The organism is Achromobacter sp. SX5, assembly GCF_056711425.1.
Map to the genome: position 1 here is coordinate 2,244,462 of NZ_CM160041.1, position 14,671 is coordinate 2,259,132.

The 14,671-nt window shown below is 66.8% G+C and carries 20 protein-coding genes; 14 read left to right on the top strand and 6 right to left on the bottom strand.

Going from position 1 to position 14,671, the window contains the following annotated elements:
- The first annotated feature begins 20 nt into the window (after window positions 1-20).
- Window positions 21-329 (top strand): carbohydrate isomerase, encoded by a 309-nt coding sequence (locus tag AC1M14_RS10650; protein ID WP_102772110.1) that lies wholly within the window; start codon window positions 21-23, stop codon window positions 327-329.
- A gap of 9 nt (window positions 330-338) precedes the next feature.
- Here the strand turns inward: AC1M14_RS10650 and AC1M14_RS10655 are convergent, their stop codons facing one another.
- Window positions 339-824 carry a GNAT family N-acetyltransferase gene (locus AC1M14_RS10655; RefSeq protein ID WP_102772109.1) on the bottom strand — a complete coding sequence of 162 codons (486 nt, stop codon included), beginning with the start codon at window positions 822-824 and terminating at the stop codon, window positions 339-341.
- A gap of 156 nt (window positions 825-980) precedes the next feature.
- On the opposite strand from AC1M14_RS10655, the gene AC1M14_RS10660 reads away from it, so the two are divergent.
- Together AC1M14_RS10660 and AC1M14_RS10665 are read left to right on the top strand one after the other, a co-directional pair.
- Entirely contained in the window at window positions 981-2,633 is a 1,653-nt protein-coding gene (locus AC1M14_RS10660; RefSeq protein WP_479731542.1) for a PqiB family protein, read from the top strand.
- A 90-nt stretch (window positions 2,634-2,723) separates the two neighbouring features.
- A complete protein-coding gene (locus tag AC1M14_RS10665) occupies window positions 2,724-2,981 on the top strand; it encodes a hypothetical protein (RefSeq protein ID WP_102772107.1) in 258 nt (85 codons plus the stop codon).
- A gap of 2 nt (window positions 2,982-2,983) precedes the next feature.
- Here AC1M14_RS10665 and AC1M14_RS10670 read toward each other — a convergent pair whose 3' ends face one another.
- Together AC1M14_RS10670 and AC1M14_RS10675 are read right to left on the bottom strand one after the other, a co-directional pair.
- On the bottom strand, window positions 2,984-3,292 hold the full coding sequence (locus tag AC1M14_RS10670; RefSeq protein WP_102772106.1) for a hypothetical protein: 309 nt from the start codon (window positions 3,290-3,292) through the stop codon (window positions 2,984-2,986).
- Window positions 3,293-3,369: 77 nt separating this feature from the next.
- Window positions 3,370-4,803 (bottom strand): MFS transporter, encoded by a 1,434-nt coding sequence (locus tag AC1M14_RS10675; protein WP_111824814.1) that lies wholly within the window; start codon window positions 4,801-4,803, stop codon window positions 3,370-3,372.
- 177 nt (window positions 4,804-4,980) lie between these two features.
- On the opposite strand from AC1M14_RS10675, the gene AC1M14_RS10680 reads away from it, so the two are divergent.
- Window positions 4,981-5,379 carry a RidA family protein gene (locus AC1M14_RS10680; protein ID WP_102772104.1) on the top strand — a complete coding sequence of 133 codons (399 nt, stop codon included), beginning with the start codon at window positions 4,981-4,983 and terminating at the stop codon, window positions 5,377-5,379.
- A 6-nt stretch (window positions 5,380-5,385) separates the two neighbouring features.
- Here the strand turns inward: AC1M14_RS10680 and AC1M14_RS10685 are convergent, their stop codons facing one another.
- The gene (locus tag AC1M14_RS10685) at window positions 5,386-6,297 is read right to left on the bottom strand and encodes a LysR family transcriptional regulator (protein WP_209166774.1); all 912 of its coding nucleotides are present in this window, start codon (window positions 6,295-6,297) and stop codon (window positions 5,386-5,388) included.
- 99 nt (window positions 6,298-6,396) lie between these two features.
- Here AC1M14_RS10685 and AC1M14_RS10690 point away from each other — a divergent pair, with 99 nt between their 5' ends.
- Both AC1M14_RS10690 and AC1M14_RS10695 read left to right on the top strand, forming a co-directional pair.
- On the top strand, window positions 6,397-7,551 hold the full coding sequence (locus AC1M14_RS10690) for a DSD1 family PLP-dependent enzyme (RefSeq protein ID WP_111824815.1): 1,155 nt from the start codon (window positions 6,397-6,399) through the stop codon (window positions 7,549-7,551).
- 60 nt (window positions 7,552-7,611) lie between these two features.
- Window positions 7,612-7,884: a hypothetical protein gene (locus AC1M14_RS10695; RefSeq protein ID WP_111824816.1), complete on the top strand. Its 273-nt coding sequence runs from the start codon at window positions 7,612-7,614 to the stop codon at window positions 7,882-7,884.
- Window positions 7,885-7,897: 13 nt separating this feature from the next.
- Here the strand turns inward: AC1M14_RS10695 and AC1M14_RS10700 are convergent, their stop codons facing one another.
- On the bottom strand, window positions 7,898-8,194 hold the full coding sequence (locus tag AC1M14_RS10700) for a DUF2513 domain-containing protein (RefSeq protein WP_102772823.1): 297 nt from the start codon (window positions 8,192-8,194) through the stop codon (window positions 7,898-7,900).
- Between the two features lie 120 nt (window positions 8,195-8,314).
- On the opposite strand from AC1M14_RS10700, the gene AC1M14_RS10705 reads away from it, so the two are divergent.
- The 5 genes from AC1M14_RS10705 (at window position 8,315) to AC1M14_RS10725 (ending at window position 10,831) form a co-directional block, all read left to right on the top strand.
- Entirely contained in the window at window positions 8,315-8,713 is a 399-nt protein-coding gene (locus tag AC1M14_RS10705; protein ID WP_102772100.1) for a hypothetical protein, read from the top strand.
- 93 nt (window positions 8,714-8,806) lie between these two features.
- The gene (locus AC1M14_RS10710; protein ID WP_102772099.1) at window positions 8,807-9,127 is read left to right on the top strand and encodes a hypothetical protein; all 321 of its coding nucleotides are present in this window, start codon (window positions 8,807-8,809) and stop codon (window positions 9,125-9,127) included.
- 372 nt (window positions 9,128-9,499) lie between these two features.
- Window positions 9,500-9,703 (top strand): cold-shock protein, encoded by a 204-nt coding sequence (locus tag AC1M14_RS10715; protein WP_102772098.1) that lies wholly within the window; start codon window positions 9,500-9,502, stop codon window positions 9,701-9,703.
- 127 nt (window positions 9,704-9,830) lie between these two features.
- The gene (locus AC1M14_RS10720; RefSeq protein ID WP_102772097.1) at window positions 9,831-10,394 is read left to right on the top strand and encodes a DUF924 family protein; all 564 of its coding nucleotides are present in this window, start codon (window positions 9,831-9,833) and stop codon (window positions 10,392-10,394) included.
- A gap of 230 nt (window positions 10,395-10,624) precedes the next feature.
- Window positions 10,625-10,831: a cold-shock protein gene (locus tag AC1M14_RS10725; protein ID WP_042794090.1), complete on the top strand. Its 207-nt coding sequence runs from the start codon at window positions 10,625-10,627 to the stop codon at window positions 10,829-10,831.
- 74 nt (window positions 10,832-10,905) lie between these two features.
- Here the strand turns inward: AC1M14_RS10725 and AC1M14_RS10730 are convergent, their stop codons facing one another.
- Window positions 10,906-11,454, bottom strand: coding sequence for a TIGR00645 family protein (locus tag AC1M14_RS10730; protein WP_102772096.1), 549 nt, complete (start codon window positions 11,452-11,454; stop codon window positions 10,906-10,908).
- A gap of 247 nt (window positions 11,455-11,701) precedes the next feature.
- Between AC1M14_RS10730 and loiP the strand changes: the two genes are divergently transcribed.
- From loiP to clpP, 3 genes are all read left to right on the top strand, one after another.
- A complete protein-coding gene (loiP, locus tag AC1M14_RS10735) occupies window positions 11,702-12,457 on the top strand; it encodes a metalloprotease LoiP (protein ID WP_479731543.1) in 756 nt (251 codons plus the stop codon).
- 167 nt (window positions 12,458-12,624) lie between these two features.
- The gene (tig, locus tag AC1M14_RS10740; RefSeq protein ID WP_102772094.1) at window positions 12,625-13,935 is read left to right on the top strand and encodes a trigger factor; all 1,311 of its coding nucleotides are present in this window, start codon (window positions 12,625-12,627) and stop codon (window positions 13,933-13,935) included.
- Window positions 13,936-13,939: 4 nt separating this feature from the next.
- Window positions 13,940-14,593, top strand: coding sequence for an ATP-dependent Clp endopeptidase proteolytic subunit ClpP (gene clpP, locus AC1M14_RS10745; RefSeq protein ID WP_102772093.1), 654 nt, complete (start codon window positions 13,940-13,942; stop codon window positions 14,591-14,593).
- Window positions 14,594-14,671 lie beyond the last annotated feature (78 nt).

Consider the following 14,671-nt stretch of genomic DNA (forward strand, 5'->3'; position numbering starts at 1 on the left):
GTTCTATCAGGGAGGCCCGGATGTCTTTGTATGTAATCGTCGCCGTCCGCAAGGAGCCCGTCAGCGGGCATGTGGCCTATGTGCGCTGGGGGCAGGCCGAGCGCGGCGTGCCCGGCTGGGTCACCGAGCCGGTGACGGCGGCGGCTTCGGAAGTCATCGAACTCATCAAGGACGGCGCCCAGGTCGAGACCGCCATGAGCCTGGACGGCATGAGCGTGGCCTCGCGTCCGGTGCGCGTGCTGGTCGACGACGACGGACGCGAGCATCTCGCGTCCGTGCCCGTGCCCAGCTCCACGCTGCACACGCTGTTCGACCTGCCGGAATTCTGAGCCGGCCGCTCAGCGCCGGCCCTGCGCGAAGTTCTGCAGCGCTTCGCCGGCCAGGCGGTAGCGCACCCATTCATCCTGCGGCAGCGCCCCGATCGAGCGGTAGAAATCGATGGCCGGCTCGTTCCAGTCCAGCACGCTCCATTCCAGCCGGCCGCAGCCGTTGGCCACCGCTTCCTGCGCCAGGTGGCGCAGCAGATCGCGTCCGGCGCCGATGCCGCGGTGTTCCGGCGTGACGTAGAGGTCTTCCAGGTAGATGCCGTTGCGGCCCAGCCAGGTCGAGTAGCTGTAGAAGTACACGGCGTAGCCGATCACCCTGCCGTCCAGCAGGCACATCAGCGCCTTGGCCGGCGCGCCCTCGGCGAACAGCGTGCGCCGCACGTCCTCGACGCTGGCGATCACCTCGTGGGCGGCGCGCTCATAGATGGCGAGTTCGGTGATGAAGGCATGGATCTGGGCCGCGTCCGTAGGGGCGGCGGGGCGGATTTCGAGAGTCACGGGATATTCCTGCTGTATTTCTGCTTTCAGGGACGCTTATCCTACCGCGAACCCCGGCCTCGGGATTTCCCTTACTTGCGTGGCGGGCGGCGGGGGGCGATTCTTGGGACGGATCTTGCCCGCGCGTCCGGATGGATACTACAGAGAGCGTCCTCTATGCCTGAGCCCGGCCCTGCCTCCGCCCATGCGCCAGCCGCCGGGCGCAAACGGCGTCGCCTGTCATGGATCTGGCTGGTGCCCATCATCGCGGCGGTCGGCGGCCTGTTGCTGGTGGTGCGCGTCTGGATGGAGGCGGGCCCCACCGCCACCATCGGCTTCCAGACCGCCGAAGGCCTGGAAGCCGGCAAGACGCAGGTGCGCTACAAAGAGGTCAATGTCGGCCTGGTCGAACGGGTGGCGCTCAACCCCGACCATTCCGGCGTCATCGTCACCATACGCCTCGACAAGGAAGCCGCCAGCCTGCTGCGCGAAGGCACCCGGTTCTGGGTGGTGCGCCCGCGCCTCGGCCTGAGCGGGGTGTCGGGGCTGGGCACCCTGTTGTCGGGCGCCTACATCGGCGTCGATCCCGCCAGCCGCCCGGACCCGAAGAATGATCGGCACACGCTGCAATCGACCTTCACAGGCCTGGAAATCCCGCCTGAGGTCACGCAGGACCGCGCCGGCAAGCGCTACACGCTCAAGGCCCGCGACCTGGGTTCGCTGGACGTGGGCTCGCCGGTCTACTACCGGCGCATACCGGTGGGGCAGGTGGTGGGCTACCAGCTCGACCGCACCGGCGAAGGCGTGGACGTGCAGGTGTTCATCGACGCGCCCAACGACGCCTACGTCAATGCGGCCACGCGCTTCTGGAACGCCAGCGGCGTGGACTTCAGCGTGGACGCGCGCGGCCTGCAGATGCGCTCGCAATCGCTGCTGTCGGTCATCGTGGGCGGCGTGGCCTTCGATACGATCGAGCAGCGCGAACGGGTGGTCGCCAAGGCCGACGACGAATTCGTCATCTTCCCATCCGAGAGCGCCGCGCGGGCCCAGCCCGACGGCGTGCCGCTGCATATCCGCATGCGTTTCGACCAGTCGGTGCGCGGCCTGACGGTCGGCGCGCCCATCGACGCCTATGGCGCCACCATCGGACAGGTCGATTCCATCGGCCTGGAGCTGGACCGCGAGACCAACCAGTTCTATGCGATGGTCGGCGCCACGCTGTATCTCGAGCGCCTGGGCGCCAAGACCGTGGGCGAGATCCGCGAATACTCCGGGTCCTCGCTGGAGCATCCCAGCGGCAAGCTGCTGAGCGCCATGATCGAGCGCGGCATGCGCGCGCAGCTGCGCATCGGCAACCTGCTGACCGGCCAGCTGTACGTCGCGGTGGCGGTGTTTCCCGACGCCAAGCCGGTGGCGTTCAAGATGGAGCCCAGGCCGCTGATCCCCACCGTGCCGAACAACCTGGACCAGCTGCAGCAGCAGGTCAACAGCATCCTGGCCAAGCTGGAGCGGGTGCCGTTCGAGGCGCTGGGCACGGAACTCAACCAGTTGCTGCGCGGCACGGCCAGCCTGGTCAGGCGGCTGGACACCGGCCTGGCGCCGCAGGCGCAGACCGTGCTCAAGCAGGCCAGCCGTTCGCTGGCGGCGGTCGGCGGCGTGCTCAGTCCCGAGGGCGACCTGCCGGTCAGCGCCGGCACGGCCTTGCAGGAGCTGGCGCGCGCGGCCCGCTCGCTGCGGGAGCTGGCGGACTACCTGCAGGCCTATCCCGACGCGCTGCTGCGCGGCCGCGCGCCGGATGGCCAGGCCCAGCGCCAGCCCGCCGCGCGCTGATCCCCGTCCGGGCATGGCGCTTGCTGACGGGGCGGGCGGCCCCTACGCCGGCGCTCATGGCGGCGGCGGGGCGTCCGAGAGGGTCAGAGCATGGATCATAGTGAAATGATGGCGCGCATGATCACGCAGCCCGTCGCGCCGGGCAGGTTCGACCATTGGGACGGGATACTGTCCGCCTACGCGGATTGCCTGATACAGGTGCAGGCCAAGCTGTCGGACGCCGACCTCAAGCGTTTCCTGGACGTGGGGGCGCTGGTGTTCCGCAGCTGCTGCCAGGAAGAGGCGCGGCAGCGCTGGACCGCCGAGGAACTGGCGCTGTATCACCGCAAGCCGCCGCAGGATGCCTGACCTCAGAACAGGCAATGGCGCAGGGCGAACTTGCGTCCGAAGGCGCGGACTTCGTCGCCGTCGACCGAGGCCGTCACGTCCCAGCGGCCGCCCCGGGTGATCAGGATGGAGCGGCTGGCGCACGCATGGCGCAGCGCGAACCTCCAGAAGTCGGCCTCGGAGCCCAGCGGCTCCAGGTCGTGGGGGCCGATCAGCAGCCTGGCGGGCCGCGGCGTGGCGCCCAGCGTCCATCGCAGCGCGATCCCCAGGAACGCGAAACGCGCGGAGAACGACGATGGCTGCACGCACAGCACGCGGATTCCATTGTTCATGGCCGGTACCCTCCAGGTAGGAGCAGCGTAGCAAACCCGCCCGCGCGCTTCCATACCGCCTTTGGCGGACCGGCCCGCTAGCGCCGGCGCGCGATCCGCGCCTGCAGCAGCAGGGCCGCGGCGGGCGCCAGCGCGAACGCGCCGAACAGCCATTGCGCGGCGCGCTGCGCGCCAGTGACGCCGCCCGGATCGGCCAGGCCCGCGCTGTTGGCGATGACGCCGGCCAGCGCCGCGGTCAAGGCCGTGGCGTACAACTGCACCGTGGTGATGGACGAGGAGGTCAGGGTCTCCTCGCCGGGCGGCGCCGCGTTGAAGATGCGGGTCAGCAGATGCGGCCAGCTCAGGCCGATGCCGAAGCCGACCCCGGCCAGCGCCAGCACGTAGACGGCCAGCCCCGCTTGCGACTGCAACAGCGCCGTGCGCGGCGTCATGAGGGCCAGTGCGGCCAGCGCGGCCAGGATGACGGCCGGGCTCAGGCGCACCAGGAAGTCGGCGGCAGGCCCGCTGCGGGTCGAGCTGGGCATGGCGGCCAGCGTCCAGCCCGCCGCCATCGCGGCCGTCATGTAGCCGGCGGCCAGCGGCGACATGCCGTGGATCACCTGCAGGAAGTACGGCACGAAGATCTCGGTGGTGATGGCCGCCACCACCAGGCACATCAGTGCGTACAGCGCGCCCAGCGGCGAACCGATGCGGTAGGCGCCGGTGGGCAGCAGCCGTTTGGCGGCGCGCGTATCCACCGCCGCGATCAGCGCCGCGATCGCCAGCCCGGCGGCGATGCCCGCCAGGTTCCAGCCCAGGCTGGTGGACAGGCTGGCCGCGGTGATCGCCAGCACGCTGACCACCAGCAGGCCCAGCGTCGACCAGGGCAGCGACGTCGGCCTGGCCGGCCGCGAGGCGCTCTTGCCGCCCACCTTCAGCGCCACGATCAGGGCCAGCGCCGCCGCCGCGGGCAGCAGCGCCCAGAAGGCCAGCCGCCAGTGCCCGGCCTGCGCGAAGATGCCGCCGATGGCGGGGCCGCACAAGGTGGCCACTCCCCACATGCCGGACACCAGCGCCATGGCGCGCGACCACAGCGCCGGCTCGAACACCAGCCGGATCAGCGCGTAGCTGAGCGCGAACAGGATGCCGCCGCCCAGGCCCTGCACGCTGCGCCCGGCCAGCAGCCAGGGCATGGACGGCGCCAGCGCGCAGGCCGCCGATCCCACCGTGAACACCAGCACCGCCAGCAGGTACGCGGCGCGCGGCCCCAGCGCCTCGATCAGCCGGGCCGACAGCGCCGACCCGACGATGGACGTGACCACGAACAGCGTGGTGTTCCAGGCGTAGTACTCCAACCCGCCGATGTCCTGGATCACGCTGGGCAGGATGGTGGTGACGACATACACGTTGATGGCGTGCAGCGCCACGCCGCCGGCCAGCGCAATGGAGCGCAGCGCGTTGCTTCCGCGCAGCAGCGCCGCCCAGGAGGCGCCTGTGACCCGGGGCGTGCCGGAGGGTGTGCGGGTGTTCACGCGGTCTGTCCGCCTTGCATGAAAATGATTGAACGGGAAATCGATGGAGGCCGATGGTATGCGCGTCGCCGGCCGGCCGCAAATCGCGGGTGCGGCAAGGGCCGCATGGCCTGCGCGCGGCGGCGCCGGGACCCGGGCAGATAGAATGGCGGGACCCGAGTGTCCCAGGAGCAGGCCATGTCCCGAACCGTCGTCAATCCCGATACCGTATTCGACTCCGTGCAGTACGGCTTCAGCCAGGCCGTGATCGTGACCGGCCAGCGCCGCATGCTGCTGTCGGGCCAGGTGGGCGTCGACGCCCAGGCGCGCACGGTGAGCCCCGGCCTGCAGGGGCAGACCGAGGCCGCGCTCGACAATGTCGAGCGCGTGCTGGCCGCCGCGGGCGGCAGGCTGGATCAGGTGATCATGCTGCGCATCTACATCTGCGAGACGGTGCGCGAGGACCAGGAGGTGATCGCCCAGGCGCTGCGCGACCGTTTCCCGCAGGACCCGCCGCCGTCGTCCTGGATCATCGTCAGCGGCCTGTCGCTGCCGGAATGGCTGGTCGAGATCGAAGCCGAAGCCATGCTGGACTGACGCGGCCTAAACCTGGGCGCGCCACGGCGGCGTGGCGAAGGCCGCCCGCAGGTGTGCGAGGAATCCGGCGGTGCGCGCGGCCAGTTCCTGGCGCGATTTCACCAGGGCCACCACGTTGGCCTGCGGCAGGGTCCAGCCGGCCAGCAGCGGCACCAGCCGGCGCGCCTGCAGGTGCGCCGCCACGTCCCATTCCGAACGCACGATGATGCCGTGCCCGGCCAGCGCCCACTCCACCGCGGTTTCGCCGGCGTTGCTCGACAGCACCGGCGCGATGCGCACGCCGACCGCTGCGCCGCGCCCCTGCCTGAAGCGCCACAGCGTCACGTCCTCGTCGTTTTCGCGCAGCGCGATGCAATCGTGCGCGCGCAGGTCTTCCGGCTTGGCGGGCGCGCCGCGGCGCGCCAGGTAGGCGGGAGCGGCGCATAGCAGGCGGCGGTTGGGCGCCAGCGGATGGGCCACCAGCGTCGAATCGCGCAGTTCGCCGATATGGACCATGACGTCCCAGTCGTCGGCGGCGAGCCGGGGCGGGCCGTCCGACAGCGTGAGGCTGGCGGTGAGGTTCTCGCTGCGCTCGCGGAATTGCGCCACCAGCCCGGCGACGTAGCGCTGGCCGAAGCCCAGCGGGGCGACCACGCGCAGATGGCCCGCCACCACGCCGCGCCGGCCCGCCAGTTCGTCGGCCAGGTCGCCCAGTTCCGCGCAGATCTGCTCGGCCCGCAAGGCCAGCAGCCGGCCCTCGTCGGTCAGCGCCGTGCCGCGCCCGGAGCGGTTGACCAGCCTGACGCCCAGGCGCTTTTCCAGCGCATGCAGGCGCTGCGTGACGGCCGGCGGGGTCACGTCCATCATGCGGGCCGCCTCGGCCAGCGAGCGGGTCGCCGCCAGGCTCAGGAAAAAGCGCAGGTCGTCGGTGGTAATCATTCAGCGTCGCGTTAATGGATGATTAAGTCGATATTAAACACGGGAGGGCGCCGCCGCGCCATACTGGCAGGCATTCCAATCCGCCATGCCGAGACGCCCATGACCGCCGCCGCCCCATCCACCGTGGACTCCCTGGACACCCCGTGCCTGCTGCTCGACGAGACCCGCATGGCGCGCAACATCGAGCGCCTGAACGCCTTGATGGCCGGTCATGGCGTGCAGTTGCGCCCGCACCTCAAGACGCCCAAGTCCATCGAGGTCGCGCGCCGGCTGATGTCCACGCCGCAAGGCCCGGCCGCGGTGTCGACGTTGCAGGAGGCCGAGCAGTTCGCCGCCGCCGGCGTCACCGATCTGCTGTACGCCGTCGGCGTCTCGCCGGCGAAACTGGACCGCGTGCTGGCGCTGCGCCGCCGCGGCGTCGATCTGACCGTGGTGGTCGACAGCATCGAGGCGGCGCAGGCCGTGGCGCGCCGCGCCCGCGACGCCGGCGACCCCATTCCCGCGCTGATCGAGATCGACTGCGACGGCCACCGCGCCGGCGTGCAGCCCGGCAATACCGAGCAGCTGCTGGCCATCGCCAGGACGCTGCATGAGCAGGGCGCCTGCCTGCGGGGAGTTATGACCCATGCGGGCGAATCCTATGGCTGCGACAGCATCGAGGCCATCGCCGACATGGCCGAGCAGGAAAGGCAGGCCGCCGTCAGTTGCGCCGAGGCCATCCGCAAGGCCGGCCTGCCGTGCCCGGTGGTCAGCGTGGGCTCCACGCCCACGGCGCATTTCGCGCGCAGCCTGGACGGCGTGACCGAGGTGCGCGCCGGCGTATACGTGTTCTTCGACCTGGTGATGGCGGGCCTGGGCGTGTGCGAGGTCGACGACATCGCGGCCACCGTATTGACCACAGTGATCGGCCATCAGCCCGACAAGGGCTGGATACTGGTGGACGCCGGGTGGATGGCCATGTCGCGCGACCGCGGAACCGCCAGGCAGCGCGTCGATCAGCTGTACGGGCTCGTCTGCGACGCCTCCGGCAAGGTCTATCCCGATCTGCTGCTGGCCGAGACCAACCAGGAGCAGGGCATCATCAAGGTGCGTCCCGGCAGCGCAGCGGCCCTGCCGGACCTGCCGCTGGGCGCCAAATTGCGGATCGTGCCCAACCATGCCTGCGCCACCTGCGCCCAGCACGACGCGTATGAAGTCGTGCGCGACGGCTCGCCCGAGGTGGTGGCGCACTGGGAACGCTTCCGCGGCTGGTAGGGCGGCGCGGGGGCGCGCCTATAATGCGTGCGCCTCAATGCCTTCGGGGAGATGGTTCGCATGCAGTACGAATATCTGTTCTGGTCCATGGCCGCGGTGGTGGCGGCGGCGCTGGCCGGCGGTGCGCTGTGCGGCCGCCTGGGTTCCGTCAAGCATGCGCTCGCGGGTGTCGCCGCGCTGGCGGCGGCCGTGTTCGTGGCGGTGTTCGTGCTGTCGCGCCGCGGCGGCTTCAGCGATCTGTCGGTGATGCTGTCGATCGCCGCCTTCATGTTCAGCCTGGTGATCGGCGCCGCCGCGTCGCTGCTCACGCGGCGCATTCTGCGGCGCCGCTGAGCCTGCCGGCGCCTCATTCCTCGGCGTCGAAATCCTCGTCTTCGTCTTCCTCGTCCTGCTCCAGGGCGTCATAGCCCTTCCAGGTGATGCGCCAGCGCGTCGCGCCCGCATTGGCGGCGGTTTCGCTGACCTGCTTGACCAGGCCAGCATCCTCGAGCAGGTCGAGATGATGCGCGACCAGCTGCAGGGCTTGTTCTTCGGGATGCGGCGCCAGGGCCGCGTTCTTGATGTCGTGCGTGCTCAGGTTGGGGCCCGGCGCGTCGCGCAGGGCGCCCAGAATCGTGACGACCAGATCGAAATCGCGTTGCATGATGTCCACCATGTAGGGAAGGGATCAGTCCGACGATAGCAGAGTTCGGCGGCGGCAATGCGACAGCGGCTGCGCCCGGGTTACAGTCCAGGCTTTCCGATAACCGACAGTGCATACACCATGAAAAAACCCGCAGAACGCGATTGCCTCGCGGTGGTCCCCGGCTATTCGGGCCAGGCCGCCAAGCTGTTCCTGTCGCGCGGCGACGACGAACGGATCGACGGCGTGACCGTGTTCGACCTGCTGGGCCACGTCAAGCAGCAGGGCAGCGCCGAGGCGGCCGCCGCCTGGATCGGCGACTGGCTCGCGCAGGATGCCGGCAACCGCAAGGCCCGCCGCACCCAGCTGCAGGCGCAGTTGTTCGTCTGCAAGCTGGCGGACGATGAAAAGTCCGCATTCCTGGCCGCCCAGAAGCCGCTGCGCGATGCGCTGGCCGCCGCAGGCGTGCAATGCCGCAACGTGGCGGCCACCTCGGGCGCGGCGCGCCGCTCGCTCGGTCCGAATGTCAGGAAGCCCTAGCCCAAGGCTGTTATAGTCGCGCCTGGGCGTGCGTGTGCACCCGCGAGGTGCGTGCCCGGGCGGGCCTGTCCCGCGAATTTAGGAAGATGGAACATGGAAATTGTAAGTCGGCAGGTTGCCGACGTGGCGGGCGGCGTTGAGCTGCACACCACGCTGGACGGCGAAAGCATCAGCGTCTACGTGGTCGTGGGCGTGACCGATCTGAATGCGATCGCAGACATTGTGCCGCGCGCAAAAGTCGATGCGGGGGCGGATATACACGCCGCGAATGTCGACAATGTTGATAATGCGCAAGAACAAATCGACCAGGTCCTGGAAAATATGAATCCCGGCGACGTGGCGGTTTTCCTTTGCTCGGGTCCCGATGCTTTTGGCGCGGCACTCGATTTGTTGGGTTTACCTATCGACGAGTAAGCCTGGCGGCAAACCAAAGTGCTAGTCCAAACGGCGTATGCAGGGTGTGCGCAGGTGGGGACGGCATTTATATAAGCCTTGATTGTTTTTTTATGATGTATGGGTGTTTACACCTATGCAGGACCTCTTATTGCCTATGAATTCGTGTGTATTTTGTGCGCCGTTTCCCTTTGTTGCATTATTGGCACGCAATTTTTAGGATTATGTTGACTTATGAGGGGAACCTAACGATAGTGTCGGCACACGATCACAAGCGTTGCGATTTTCGTTCAGTGCCGTGCCTTTTCCGGCTCAGCGTTATTGTTCTACTGTCCCCTCCTTGATTGATTCGTGACCTCCGGGCATTTGCCCATTATCTCTAGGAAATACAGTATGGAAACCGGCGTCGTTAAGTGGTTCAACTCGGAAAAGGGCTATGGCTTCATCACTCCGGAAGCGGGTGGCAAGGATCTGTTCGCCCACTTCTCCGAAATTCAGGGTACGGGCTTCAAGTCCCTGGAAGAGAACCAGCGCGTCAGCTTTGTGACGGCCAATGGCCCCAAGGGCCCGCAAGCCACGAAAATCCAGGTCCTGTAAGGTCCTGAGTTTTTCGAAGAAGCCCCGCTAGCGGGGCTTTTTTGTTTTTCGGCCGCGGCCCCGGCGCCGCGGGCGCGTTATTCTCTGGCTATTCCCACCGCCGCCAATCAAGCAGGATCGCGCCCACATGACCGAATCCACCGCCACGCCGCTCGCCATCCGACCGCAGGACGTCGTTTCCTTCTGGGTCGATGCCGGGCCGCAAAAATGGTTCAGCAAGAATCCCGAGTTCGACGCCGAGTTCCGCGTCCGTTTCGAGGACGCGCACCGCGAGGCGGCCGCGCGCCGGCTGGATGGCTGGCTGGATGACGCCACCGGCGCGCTGGCGCTGATGATCCTGCTGGACCAGTTCCCCCGCAACGCCTACCGGGACACGGCGCACATGTACGCCACCGATCCTCTGGCCCAATACTTCGCCGAGCGCGCCATCGCGGCCGGCCACGACCTGGCCGTCGACCGGCAGCTGCGCCCGTTTTTCTACCTGCCGTTCGAGCATGCCGAAAACCTGGCGGCGCAGAACCGCGCCGTCGCGCTGATGGAGCCGGTGGACGCGGATTCGCTGCATTGGGCGGTCCTGCATCGCGACATCATCAAGCGTTTCGGACGCTTTCCGCATCGCAATGGCGCGCTCGGCCGGCAGACTACGCAGGCCGAACAGGAGTTCCTGGACGCCGGCGGATTCGCGGGCTAGCCACTTGGTATCTTTATGTTTCCTGACGTGGCAACTTGAAAAATAAACCGGTGCGCGCATTTGTTTGACGATTTTCGAGGTTCGCCAATACACTGGGTTCAGCGAGATTTTCAAGCGACGCGGTTTGCGTTTCTCTTGTCGCCGTCAGTGGTGCAGCGGTTGTTTCCTCTCCCATCCTTGATGATCTGGCGCCCCGCGAGCAATCGCTTTTCATAGGTCAAGGACACTCCATGGCAACCGGCATCGTTAAGTGGTTCAACGCCGAAAAGGGTTATGGCTTCATCATGCCCGACGACGGCAGCAAGGATCTTTTCGCGCACTACTCCGAGATCCGCAGCGAAGGCTACAAGTCGCTGCAGGAAAACCAGCGCGTCACCTTCGACGTGGGCACCGGGCCCAAGGGGCCCAGTGCGAAGAACATCAAGGTCGCGGCCTGATCTCAGCGGCCGCATGAAAAAACCCCACGCGCATGCGTGGGTTTTTTTTTCGCCTCCGCGTAGCCGCGGCGCCGTCAGTGCTTGGCGTGGCTGGCGGGCGTGGAGAGCTTGTCGACCAGCGCGATGCCCAGCGCCGAGAAGATGAACAGGGCATGGATGATGGTCTGCCACATGACGCCGGCTTCGGTGAAGCGCGCGTTGGCCGTGCCCAGCGTACCGGCCTCGATGAAGGTGCGCAGCAGGTGGATCGACGAGATGCCGATGATGGCCATGGCCAGCTTGACCTTGAGCACGCTGGCGTTGACATGGCTGAGCCACTCCGGCTGGTCGGGATGGCCTTGCAGGCGCAGCCGCGAGACGAAGGTCTCGTAGCCGCCGACGATCACCATCACCAGCAGGTTCGAGATCATGACCACGTCGATCAGGCCCAGCACCAGCAGCATGATCTCCATCTCGCCGAAGCTGGTGGCGTGCGTGAGCAGGTGCCACAGCTCCTTCAGGAACAGCATGACGTAGACGCCTTGCGCCACGATCAGGCCCAGGTACAGCGGCAGCTGCAGCCAGCGGGAACTGAAGATCAGGCCGGGCAGCAGGCCCAGGCGGGGAGGGGAGTTATGAATCATGTTGGGTGCGAGCCGTAGATGTGTGCGAAAAAAGCGGGCGCAATTCTATCAACGGCATGTGGCGGCGTGCATCCGTTTTCATGACGGCGGGCCATGGCCGATAGCACGATTGCCCGCCGTCTGCCGGGGTTTTATGTAAGAAAAACTGGCATTTGCGAAACTGTGTGCCGAAACGTTCGGAGCACATTGGCCATATATAGAATTGCCGCCTCGTTGGCATAGAGCCACTCAAGAGGAGTTTGTTCCCATGAAGATCCGCTACACCGTGGCCGCGTTGGCCGTCGCGCTTGCCCCTTATTCCGTCTCGCATGCGCTGGACATCGGCGGACTGGTCGGCGCCGGCAGCAAGGTCGTGCAGGCCGCCACGTTGAGCGACGCCGAAATCAAGACGCTTTCGGACAAGTCGTGCGCCCAGAGCGATTCGCAGGAGAAGATCGCCGCGCCCGGCAGCAAGTACGACGCCCGCCTGCAGAAGATCGCCAAGGCGCTGGGCGGCACGGTCAACGGCCAGAAGGCCAGCTACAAGGTCTACATCACCAAGGACGTGAACGCCTGGGCCATGGCCAACGGCTGCATCCGCGTCTACAGCGGCCTGATGGACATGATGACCGACGACGAAGTAATGGGCGTGGTCGGCCACGAAATCGGCCACGTGGCGCTGGGCCACAGCAAGAAGGCCATGCAGACCGCCTACACGGTTTCGGCCGCGCGCGACGCCGCCGGCGCGGCGGGCGGCGCGACGGTCGCCGCCCTCAGCTCGTCGCAGCTGGGCGACCTGACCGAGAAGTTCATCAACGCGCAGTTCTCGCAATCGCAGGAAAGCGCCGCCGACGACTACTCGTTCGACCTGCTGCAGTCCAAGAAGCAGAACACCCGCGGCCTGGTGACCGCGTTCCAGAAGCTGGCCGAACTGGACGGCGGCAAGAGCGATATGATGAGCTCGCATCCGTCCTCGGCCAAGCGCGCGCAGCACATCGAAGAGCGCATCGCCAAGGCCAAGTAAGGCGCCGGCAGGCGTTTTTCCGCCCCATGCGGAGTGGAAAACGGGGCGCGAGTATCCGGACTTATCCGGGTGCTCGCGCCTCTTTGCGTCAGCGGTCCGGAACTTTCCGGTAAAATGGCGTGTTTATCCGCCCGTTATCTCTTATCTCTCGGAATATAGGTCTTTTAATGCAGCCTGTGGTTGAAACCCTCTCCGGCCTGGAGCGCCGTGTTGATCTGGCCGTCTCGGTGGCCGACGTCGAAAAGGAAGTCCAGGCGCAATTGAAGCGCGTGGCCCGGACCGCCAAGGTCCCCGGCTTCCGTCCGGGCAAGGCCCCGCTCGCCATGCTCGAGCGCAGCCATGGCCCCGGCATCCGCTACGACGTGATCAATAGCCAAGTCGGCCGTGCCTTCGAGCAGGCCGTGGACGGCGCCAAACTGCGCGTCGCCGGCGCCCCGAACCTCGAACCCAAGACCGAAGGCGTCGCCGACGACACGCTGGCGTTCACCGCCACGTTCGAGGTCTACCCCGAAGTCGCCGTGCCCGACCTGTCGGCGCTGGCCGTCACCCGTTACGAAACCGCCGTCACCGACGCCGAAGTCGAAAAGACCCTGGACGTCCTGCGCAAGCAGCGCGCCACGTTCGAAGCCCGCGAAGGCCGTGCCGCCGCCGACGGCGACCGCATCACGCTGGACTTCGCCGGCACCATCGACGGCGTGCCGTTCGAAGGCGGCAAGGCCGAAGACTTCCCCTTCGTGCTGGGCCAGGGCCGCATGCTGCCCGAGTTCGAAGAAGCCGCGCGCGGCCTGAAGGCCGGCGACACCAAGGTCTTCCCGCTCAAGTTCCCCGATGACTACCAGGGCAAGGAAGTCGCCGGCAAGACCGCCGAATTCACGATCACCGTGAAGGAAGTGGCCGAAGGCGTGCTGCCCGAACTCAACGGCGAATTCGCCAAGTCCCTCGGCCAGCCCGAAGGCGACCTGGAAAAGCTCAAGGCCGACATCCGCAGCAACATCGAACGCGAAGTCAAGGTGCGCTCGCAAGGCCGCACCAAGTCCAGCGTGATGGACGCCCTGGTCGAAGCCGGCAAGTTCGACGTGCCGAAGGCCCTGGTCGACAACGACGTGCAAGGCCGCGTGGCCGCCGCCCGCGAAGAACTGAAGCAGCGCGGCATCCCCAACGCCGAGTCCGTGCCGATCCCGGCCGAAGCCTTCACGACCGAATCCGAGCGCCGCGTCCGCCTGGGCCTGCTGGTCTCGGAACTGGTCAAGCAAGCCCAGCTGCAGGCCAAGCCCGAGCAGGTGCGCGCGCGCATCGAAGAGTTCGCCCAGAACTACGAACAACCCGCCCAGGTTGTCAGCTATTACCTGGCCGACCGCCAGCGTCGTGCTGAAATCGAGGCGATCGTGCTGGAAGACAATGTCGTCGCGCACGTGCTGGAAAAGGCCAAGGTCACCGAAGAGAAGGTGCCTTTCGATCAGTTGATGGGGATGGCGTAACACTATGCAGAGATTCACCGATTTCTATGCGGCAATGAACGGCGGGTCGTCGGTGACCCCTACCGGCCTGGGCTACATTCCCATGGTGATCGAGCAGTCGGGGCGCGGCGAGCGCGCCTACGACATCTATTCGCGTCTGCTCCGCGAGCGGCTCATTTTCCTGGTGGGACCGGTCAACGACGCGACGGCTAACCTGGTCGTCGCGCAGTTGCTGTTCCTGGAATCGGAGAATCCTGACAAGGACATTTCCCTGTACATCAACTCGCCCGGCGGGTCGGTGTACGCGGGCATGGCCATCTACGACACGATGCAGTTCGTCAAGCCGGACGTGTCCACGCTGTGCACCGGTCTGGCGGCCAGCATGGGCGCGTTCCTGCTGGCGGCGGGCAAGAAGGGCAAGCGTTTCACGCTGCCCAACTCCCGCATCATGATCCACCAGCCCTCGGGCGGCGCCCAGGGGCAGGCCTCGGACATCCAGATCCAGGCCCGCGAAATCCTGGACCTGCGCGAGCGCCTGAACCGCATCCTGGCCGACAATACCGGCCAGACGATGGAGCGCATCGGCATAGACACGGAGCGTGACAACTTCATGTCGGCCGAAGATGCGGTATCGTATGGACTGGTGGACAAGGTAATGAGCTCCCGCACGGAAGGCTGACTTCCCGGTTGATATTCGAACCCGCTGCCACCATATTTGAGTAAGCGCATGCGCCAGACCTTCGCTGGGCTGGCGCAT

Bases quoted from the DNA above. Each gene is read 5' to 3' on its own strand.
- loiP (WP_479731543.1), top strand. From the start codon at position 11,702: ATGAAGATCCGCTACACCGTGGCCGCGTTGGCCGTCGCGCTTGCCCCT.
- AC1M14_RS10670 (WP_102772106.1), bottom strand. From the start codon at position 3,292: ATGAACAATGGAATCCGCGTGCTGTGCGTGCAGCCATCGTCGTTCTCC.
- AC1M14_RS10690 (WP_111824815.1), top strand. From the start codon at position 6,397: ATGACCGCCGCCGCCCCATCCACCGTGGACTCCCTGGACACCCCGTGC.
- AC1M14_RS10665 (WP_102772107.1), top strand. From the start codon at position 2,724: ATGGATCATAGTGAAATGATGGCGCGCATGATCACGCAGCCCGTCGCG.
- AC1M14_RS10715 (WP_102772098.1), top strand. From the start codon at position 9,500: ATGGAAACCGGCGTCGTTAAGTGGTTCAACTCGGAAAAGGGCTATGGC.
- tig (WP_102772094.1), top strand. From the start codon at position 12,625: ATGCAGCCTGTGGTTGAAACCCTCTCCGGCCTGGAGCGCCGTGTTGAT.
- AC1M14_RS10725 (WP_042794090.1), top strand. From the start codon at position 10,625: ATGGCAACCGGCATCGTTAAGTGGTTCAACGCCGAAAAGGGTTATGGC.
- AC1M14_RS10660 (WP_479731542.1), top strand. From the start codon at position 981: ATGCCTGAGCCCGGCCCTGCCTCCGCCCATGCGCCAGCCGCCGGGCGC.
- AC1M14_RS10730 (WP_102772096.1), bottom strand. From the start codon at position 11,454: ATGATTCATAACTCCCCTCCCCGCCTGGGCCTGCTGCCCGGCCTGATC.
- AC1M14_RS10720 (WP_102772097.1), top strand. From the start codon at position 9,831: ATGACCGAATCCACCGCCACGCCGCTCGCCATCCGACCGCAGGACGTC.
- AC1M14_RS10650 (WP_102772110.1), top strand. From the start codon at position 21: ATGTCTTTGTATGTAATCGTCGCCGTCCGCAAGGAGCCCGTCAGCGGG.
- clpP (WP_102772093.1), top strand. From the start codon at position 13,940: ATGCAGAGATTCACCGATTTCTATGCGGCAATGAACGGCGGGTCGTCG.
- AC1M14_RS10685 (WP_209166774.1), bottom strand. From the start codon at position 6,297: ATGATTACCACCGACGACCTGCGCTTTTTCCTGAGCCTGGCGGCGACC.
- AC1M14_RS10700 (WP_102772823.1), bottom strand. From the start codon at position 8,194: ATGCAACGCGATTTCGATCTGGTCGTCACGATTCTGGGCGCCCTGCGC.
- AC1M14_RS10710 (WP_102772099.1), top strand. From the start codon at position 8,807: ATGGAAATTGTAAGTCGGCAGGTTGCCGACGTGGCGGGCGGCGTTGAG.
- AC1M14_RS10680 (WP_102772104.1), top strand. From the start codon at position 4,981: ATGTCCCGAACCGTCGTCAATCCCGATACCGTATTCGACTCCGTGCAG.
- AC1M14_RS10695 (WP_111824816.1), top strand. From the start codon at position 7,612: ATGCAGTACGAATATCTGTTCTGGTCCATGGCCGCGGTGGTGGCGGCG.
- AC1M14_RS10705 (WP_102772100.1), top strand. From the start codon at position 8,315: ATGAAAAAACCCGCAGAACGCGATTGCCTCGCGGTGGTCCCCGGCTAT.